General features: G+C 70.9%; 12 protein-coding genes. All 12 read left to right on the forward strand.

Annotated features, from left to right (window positions below):
• Nucleotides 1-193 precede the first annotated feature (193 nt).
• Nucleotides 194-445 (forward strand): helix-turn-helix domain-containing protein, encoded by a 252-nt coding sequence (locus IPJ59_RS31845; protein ID WP_293274921.1) that lies wholly within the window; start codon nucleotides 194-196, stop codon nucleotides 443-445.
• A 23-nt stretch (nucleotides 446-468) separates the two neighbouring features.
• The gene (locus IPJ59_RS31850) at nucleotides 469-819 is read left to right on the forward strand and encodes a hypothetical protein (protein ID WP_293274923.1); all 351 of its coding nucleotides are present in this window, start codon (nucleotides 469-471) and stop codon (nucleotides 817-819) included.
• Nucleotides 820-1,158: 339 nt separating this feature from the next.
• Nucleotides 1,159-1,824, forward strand: a complete 666-nt coding sequence (locus IPJ59_RS31855; RefSeq protein ID WP_293274925.1) for a hypothetical protein — start codon at nucleotides 1,159-1,161, stop codon at nucleotides 1,822-1,824.
• Nucleotides 1,821-2,114: a hypothetical protein gene (locus IPJ59_RS31860; RefSeq protein ID WP_293274927.1), complete on the forward strand. Its 294-nt coding sequence runs from the start codon at nucleotides 1,821-1,823 to the stop codon at nucleotides 2,112-2,114. Before IPJ59_RS31855 ends, IPJ59_RS31860 begins: the two co-directional genes overlap by 4 nt.
• Nucleotides 2,111-2,341: a hypothetical protein gene (locus IPJ59_RS31865; RefSeq protein WP_293274929.1), complete on the forward strand. Its 231-nt coding sequence runs from the start codon at nucleotides 2,111-2,113 to the stop codon at nucleotides 2,339-2,341. The genes IPJ59_RS31860 and IPJ59_RS31865 overlap by 4 nt, the downstream gene beginning before the upstream one ends.
• Nucleotides 2,338-3,111, forward strand: a complete 774-nt coding sequence (locus tag IPJ59_RS31870) for a head GIN domain-containing protein (protein WP_293274931.1) — start codon at nucleotides 2,338-2,340, stop codon at nucleotides 3,109-3,111. Before IPJ59_RS31865 ends, IPJ59_RS31870 begins: the two co-directional genes overlap by 4 nt.
• Nucleotides 3,112-3,255: 144 nt before the next feature.
• Nucleotides 3,256-3,435 carry a hypothetical protein gene (locus IPJ59_RS31875; RefSeq protein ID WP_293274835.1) on the forward strand — a complete coding sequence of 60 codons (180 nt, stop codon included), beginning with the start codon at nucleotides 3,256-3,258 and terminating at the stop codon, nucleotides 3,433-3,435.
• Nucleotides 3,432-3,599, forward strand: a complete 168-nt coding sequence (locus IPJ59_RS31880; RefSeq protein WP_293274933.1) for a hypothetical protein — start codon at nucleotides 3,432-3,434, stop codon at nucleotides 3,597-3,599. The genes IPJ59_RS31875 and IPJ59_RS31880 overlap by 4 nt, the downstream gene beginning before the upstream one ends.
• The gene (locus IPJ59_RS31885) at nucleotides 3,596-4,111 is read left to right on the forward strand and encodes a hypothetical protein (protein WP_293274934.1); all 516 of its coding nucleotides are present in this window, start codon (nucleotides 3,596-3,598) and stop codon (nucleotides 4,109-4,111) included. Before IPJ59_RS31880 ends, IPJ59_RS31885 begins: the two co-directional genes overlap by 4 nt.
• Complete coding sequence (locus tag IPJ59_RS31890; protein ID WP_293274935.1) at nucleotides 4,108-4,419, forward strand: hypothetical protein; 312 nt, start codon at nucleotides 4,108-4,110, stop codon at nucleotides 4,417-4,419. The genes IPJ59_RS31885 and IPJ59_RS31890 overlap by 4 nt, the downstream gene beginning before the upstream one ends.
• A 95-nt stretch (nucleotides 4,420-4,514) precedes the next feature.
• Nucleotides 4,515-5,348: a hypothetical protein gene (locus IPJ59_RS31895; protein WP_293274937.1), complete on the forward strand. Its 834-nt coding sequence runs from the start codon at nucleotides 4,515-4,517 to the stop codon at nucleotides 5,346-5,348.
• Nucleotides 5,345-5,695, forward strand: coding sequence for a VRR-NUC domain-containing protein (locus tag IPJ59_RS31900; protein WP_293274939.1), 351 nt, complete (start codon nucleotides 5,345-5,347; stop codon nucleotides 5,693-5,695). The genes IPJ59_RS31895 and IPJ59_RS31900 overlap by 4 nt, the downstream gene beginning before the upstream one ends.
• Nucleotides 5,696-5,743: the final 48 nt, after the last annotated feature.

Below are 5,743 nucleotides of genomic sequence, written 5' to 3' on the forward strand. Positions count from 1 at the left end.
GCCAGGTACTCGACCGCAGCGCCCAACGCCGAGCCCGCGCCAAACTGCTCGGCTAGCAGCTACGTCTGGCCGCACTCCACCGTCAACACCTCAACCGGCCGGGACAGCGGTGCTCTGCACCCGATGGCCGCCGCCAGCGGACGTGTCAGGTCGTGCTTGCAAGATCTCGTACGATCCTGTACGATCTGACACCATGAAGCCCCTGAAGCCGATGAAGGTCAACTACCTGGCGCTGCGGGTCATCCGCGAGCTGTCGGGCGCAAGCCAATCGGGAGTCGCCGCGGCGGTCGGCATGGAGCGGGCCAACTACGCCCACATCGAAGCCGGTCGGCGGCCCGGAACCGCCGAGCAGATCGTGAAGATTGCCCGGGCGCTGCGAGTCCCCGTCGGCGCTATCGCCGTGATGGGCGCTGAAGTGCTGGTCGACGCCGAGGCAGTCGCCTGATGAACGGTCAGCTTGCTCTCGACATGACCGCCGGCCCCCTGTACCGGCCGACCGACCCTGACACCAGCCGCGACGCCGCCGTGCTCGCGTTGGAGACCGCCGAAACCCTCCGCGACCGTTGCCTCCAAGCACTCCGCGCCGCCGGCGAGCACGGCCTGACCGACTTCGAGACAGCCGAGATCGTCGGCCGTCAACAGACCAGCACGGGCAAGCGACGGCTCGAACTCGAACGAGCCGGGCTCGTCGCACCCCGGCTCGTCATCGACCCGCAGACGCTGGCGCTGATCCCTGACCGCCGCCCGACCCCATCCGGTGCGACCGCGATCGTGTGGGTCGCTGTCGAGCACCAGCGCGCCAACGCCGGGGGGCACTGACCATGCCTCGTGTTCGTCGCCGTCATGTCGAGCCGCAGACCCTGTGCGCCGAGGACGCCGCCACCTACTGCGGGATGGGCGTCAAAACCTTCCGCGCCGAGGTGCAGGCCGGGACCGGGCCGCGCCCGTGGAACCCGCGGTTGCATCGTGACCCGGATGCGCGGGTGATGCTCCGGTACGCGGTCGGTGATCTCGACGAGTGGATCGCCGCCAGGTCGTTGGACCCGTCGGTGTCCGCCAAGTTCGCCGCCGTTCCCGCTCCTCCCCCTGCGGTTGAGCGGCGGCTGCCCGGCCAGGGTGCACGCTCCTGGCCGGGCATGACTCGCAGGCAGGTGCGGCGTGAGCGCCGTCCTCACTCTCACCATGCCGGCCCGTGACCTTCGGCGGGTCGTCAAGACCGTCGCTCCCGCCGCGGAGCGGTACGACGATTCTCGGCCGGCGCTCAACGCGGTGAGTATCACCCGCGACCCCGCCAACGGTGTCGAGTTCACCGCGACCGACCGCTGCCGGCTCCACACAGTCCAGATTGCGGACCATGTGGAACGGGCGTGGGTGCAGGACGGCTCGGCCGACACGTGCGCCGGTCTCGTCCCCGCCTGGTGGCTCCGTCGGTGGGCGCGTGAGAGGACCGCCGAGTCAGGGTCAGCGACCCTGACGATTCACGGCGACCGCGCCTCGATCGAGTGGGGCGCGGAGTCGCGGACGACGACGCTCGTCCCCGGCGACTTCCCCGACTGGAGGAAGCATCTCGCGGGCGTGCTCTCCGACGCGGAGGGCGAGGTCAGCGTCACGTCCCCGACAGCGATCGGGTACAACCCTCGCTTCCTCTCGGCGTTGATGAAGGCCGCCGCGCGCTGGGGTGCCTGTGCTGGCACCCCGCACCCCCTGCGGGTCCAGAGGTTCGACGCTGCCAAGTCGCTCCAGGGGACGGTCGTCAACCCCGAGCTCGGGCGACTGCTGCTGCTGTTGATGCCCGTTCGATTCAGCGACGGTGGCCCGTCGTGAACGCCCGTGTCCCGTACCGGCCGGGTCTGATCCGGTCCACGAGCGGCAGCGGGCTCGTTGCCGAATTCGACGCCGACCTGGCGTTGTGGCGTCACCTGTACCGGGTGTTGCGCCGCGCGGGTGTGCCCGCCTGGAAGGCCCGCTACGACTTGTGGACGCTGGCGTTCGACGCTTGCACGGCCGCCGAGTACGTGTCGGTCTTGCAGCACCGCACCGAGGTAGGCGCGGCGGCGCACCGCACACGGTTCCTGGTCGCCCGGCAGCGCCGCATCGAGACGGGCGTGTCGTGAGTCTGCTCCGTTTCGTCGCGTTCGGGCTGGTCGAGGCCGGCGTGCTCGTGGTGCTCGCCGTTGCCGGCGGGCTCGCCGGTCAGACGATCGGCGCAGCCGCGGCACGACGGGCAACCAGGAACCGTGTGCGCTGCGCCCGCCGGCCACGACAGGTGATCGACGGCTGGACCCAGCCACAAGTCGACAGGGAAGTACGAGACATCTTCGAACGGGAGGGACTGCGATGAGCATCATCGTCAAGACACAGGCCGAGTTGGACGCCGCGATCGCGGCCGGCAGCCAGGGCATCATCATCGACTCACCGGCCGGCGTGTGGCTATCCGTTGGTGGCTCGGCCACCGTCTGGGCGTCGGGCTCGGCCACCGTCGAGGCGTCGGGCTCGGCCACCGTCGAGGCGTGGGGCTCGGCCACCGTCCGGGCGTCGGACTCGGCCACCGTCGAGGCGTCGGGCTCGGCCACCGTCCAGGCGTGGGGCTCGGCCACCGTCCGGGCGTCGGACTCGGCCACCGTCCAGGCGTCGGGCTCGGCCACCGTCGAGGCGTCGGGCTCGGCCACCGTCCGGGCGTCGGACTCGGCCACCGTCGAGGCGTCGGGCTCGGCCACCGTCCGGGCGTGGGGCTCGGCCACCGTCCGGGCGTCGGGCTCGGCCACCGTCCGGGCGTCGGGCTCGGCCACCGTCCAGGCGTCACCGCTCGTCGCCGTCTATCTCCACTCCGGCCGAGCCGTAGTCCACGGCGGCACCCTCATCGACCTCACCGCCATCACCGAGACAGATCCGGTCACATGGTGCGCCGTCCACGGCGTAGCTGTCACGGATGGGATGGCGAGCCTCTACAAAGCGACCGACGGCGACCTGACGGCCGGACACAGTTACCGGCCGGTCCGCTACGACGTAGGGACCGAGCCAGTCGCCCCGGACTTCGACGCTCGCAGCGAGTGCGGTGGGAGGCCTGCATCTGTCACCCACGACGGGCCAGGCGACCACATACCGGTCTGATGCCTCCCGGTGGGTGCGGGTCGAGGTCCCGGTTGGTGAGATCGTGCCGATCCCGTCGCTGCTGTCGGGTGCGGTCGCGAAGTGCAAGGTGCGGACGTGTCGTGTGGTCGCTGAAGTTGACCGGGATGGCCGGGAGATCGCTCGATGACCGCCGAACGCTTGGTGGACGTCTGGGCTGCCGACGTGGCCCGGCGGGCGCGGCACCACGCCGCCGTGATCGCTGCCGCCCACCGGGCGGTGGCCGTGGTGCTCGACACCGACCCGACCCCGCCGCACGGGATCGCCCGGCCGATGCTGCGCCGCGTGGACGGGGGACGGTCATGAGCCCGGTCGCCGTGCTGTGTGAGTCGCGCACCGCGCAGATCCTCGCCACCGCCAGGACGGAGGCGCACGCCCGCTACACGCTGGCCGCGGAGCGCACCAAGGGCCGCGGTGACCGGTTCGCGGCGCGCATCCTGGCCGGACCACCGAAGGACTGGCGGCCATGACCGCTGTACGTGAAGACGGATGCCCCCCTGATCCCGTGGAGGACGACATGACCGCCAGGGCCGACGCGGTCAGTTGGCTCCAATCGAGAGCGATCCATGCCGGGCAGCCGTTCGAGCTGACCGAGGGCCTAGAACGCTGCATCGCAGTCCTCGCGGCGCTCGGACCGCTCCACAATCTACCCACCTACAGACCGGTGGTGGGTGCTGGCATCATCGTGCGACCCAACCACTTGTCGGTCCTGTACCGGGCTGGCCTGTCGACGTTCGACGGCGACGGACTCACTCGTCTGGTCATCGCCGCCCACCATCACGCCGTCCGCGCCTCACTCTCCCCGTGGTACGCCCACGAGCAGCAACGCCTGTCGCTGATTCTGGGGTCGGACGACGACATCGACGCCGACTGCCCGCCACCGGCAATGCAACTGGACCTCCACGCCCGCACACGTTCCGGGTCCCCATACGACCGGCACCCCACCATCGAGCACGCCCTAACCCGGGCGAGGCCGACATGACCGCCAACCCGTACATGGGCCTGTTCGACGACCCGGAGCGTGTCGACCTCGCGGACGGTGGCTGCGGGCACGGCGGCGTCGACACCCACACACACGACCCTGTCGCCACCGATCAGCCACGCGTCACCGTCGGGTCACGCTGGACCGACAGCCAGGGCGACACCTGGACCGTGCTCGGGTTCCAGCAGGGCCGCGTCCTCGTCGACAGCGGTGAGGGGCTGCCGGTGACGATCCATCGGGCCGCGTTCGGGACCACTCTGCGCCCGGCCGAACTCCCGGGCCAGCTCGACATTTTGGCAGAGCGATGAGCGCCGAACGGGGCATGCGCCACTCCCCACCGCACACCCCACACCGAGCACGGCGGTGAGCGATGACCGCCAACCAACCAACCAAGGAGAGAACAATGAGAAAGATCCTGACCGCCGCGGTGGCGCTAGCGGCCGTCCTGGCGGTACCCGCTGTCACGTCGGCGCACCACTCGACGCACACCGTCACGGTCGAGTGCACGGCCCCGGGCGTGTGGTCCGCTGAGGTCACTGTCGTCTACCCGGCGGAGGGCGCTGGCTGGTCGGCCGGGCCGATGACCGTCACCGCCGGTGACGTGGTCAAGACAGCGGCCGAGCCCGGCGACAGTGTGACGTTCGCGTCGGGGCCGCTGACGGCGGGCTCGTGGGCGCTGACGTTCGTCGTCCGGTGGGCGAACGGGGTGACGCAGCGGCCTGTGACGGTGACCGCGACGAGGCCCGACGGGTGTGTGCCGAGCACGACACCGCCGACGGATCCGCCTGTGACGACGCCCCCGACAGATCCGCCAGTTACCACCCCGCCGACCGACCCGCCAGTGACCACACCGGCCACGGATCCGCCTGTCACCACACCGCAGACGGACCCGCAGCCGACGACCCCGCCGACCGACCCGCCCGTCACGACCCCGCCGACGGATCCTGCCGTCACGACACCGACTACACCGCCGACGGATCCTGCGGTGACCACCCCGGCCACCGACCCGGCCCCGACCACGCCCGACACCACGCCCGGTACTGAGCCGCCGAGCACGACCCCCGACACCGACCCGGCAGGCACCACCCCCGCCACCGTCCAGACCGGCCCGTCTGTGCCGCCAGGCCCGCAAGGGACGCTGCCCGCCACCGGCCCGGCCGCAGCCACCAGCGCCATCGCCGCCACAGCAGCAGCACTCATCCTCATCGGGCTCGTCGCACGGCGGCTCGCGCGATGACCGCCACCATGCCCGCGCCGAACGAGACCGACTGCCAGACCACGATCATCCACGCCGCCCGCACCCTCGGCTACCGGGTACACCACCAGCGGCCCTCAGTCAGCCGCGCCGGCCGCTGGGCCAGCGCCATCCAAGGTGACCCCGGATGGCCCGATCTCGTCATCTGCGGACACGGCCGCCTGTGGGTCATCGAACTGAAGCGGCACGGCAACAACCCGACCGCCGACCAGGTGTCGTGGCTGACCGCGTTGACGCGGGCCGGGGTCGATGCCCGGCTCGTGATCGTCCCCGACCATCAGCAGGCGCTCATCGACGAGCTTGCACGACACGCACGGAGCACACCATGAGCATCACCATCTACGGCTACAACGACGACCTGATCGAGGTCGTGAAGG

The organism is Nannocystis sp. (assembly GCF_016714285.1).
Classification (GTDB): Bacteria; Myxococcota_A; Polyangia; order Nannocystales; family Nannocystaceae; genus Nannocystis.

Bases quoted from the DNA above. Each gene is read 5' to 3' on its own strand.
- IPJ59_RS31875 (WP_293274835.1), top strand. From the start codon at position 3,256: ATGACCGCCGAACGCTTGGTGGACGTCTGGGCTGCCGACGTGGCCCGG.
- IPJ59_RS31845 (WP_293274921.1), top strand. From the start codon at position 194: ATGAAGCCCCTGAAGCCGATGAAGGTCAACTACCTGGCGCTGCGGGTC.
- IPJ59_RS31890 (WP_293274935.1), top strand. From the start codon at position 4,108: ATGACCGCCAACCCGTACATGGGCCTGTTCGACGACCCGGAGCGTGTC.
- IPJ59_RS31850 (WP_293274923.1), top strand. From the start codon at position 469: ATGACCGCCGGCCCCCTGTACCGGCCGACCGACCCTGACACCAGCCGC.
- IPJ59_RS31900 (WP_293274939.1), top strand. From the start codon at position 5,345: ATGACCGCCACCATGCCCGCGCCGAACGAGACCGACTGCCAGACCACG.
- IPJ59_RS31895 (WP_293274937.1), top strand. From the start codon at position 4,515: ATGAGAAAGATCCTGACCGCCGCGGTGGCGCTAGCGGCCGTCCTGGCG.
- IPJ59_RS31870 (WP_293274931.1), top strand. From the start codon at position 2,338: ATGAGCATCATCGTCAAGACACAGGCCGAGTTGGACGCCGCGATCGCG.
- IPJ59_RS31885 (WP_293274934.1), top strand. From the start codon at position 3,596: ATGACCGCTGTACGTGAAGACGGATGCCCCCCTGATCCCGTGGAGGAC.
- IPJ59_RS31880 (WP_293274933.1), top strand. From the start codon at position 3,432: ATGAGCCCGGTCGCCGTGCTGTGTGAGTCGCGCACCGCGCAGATCCTC.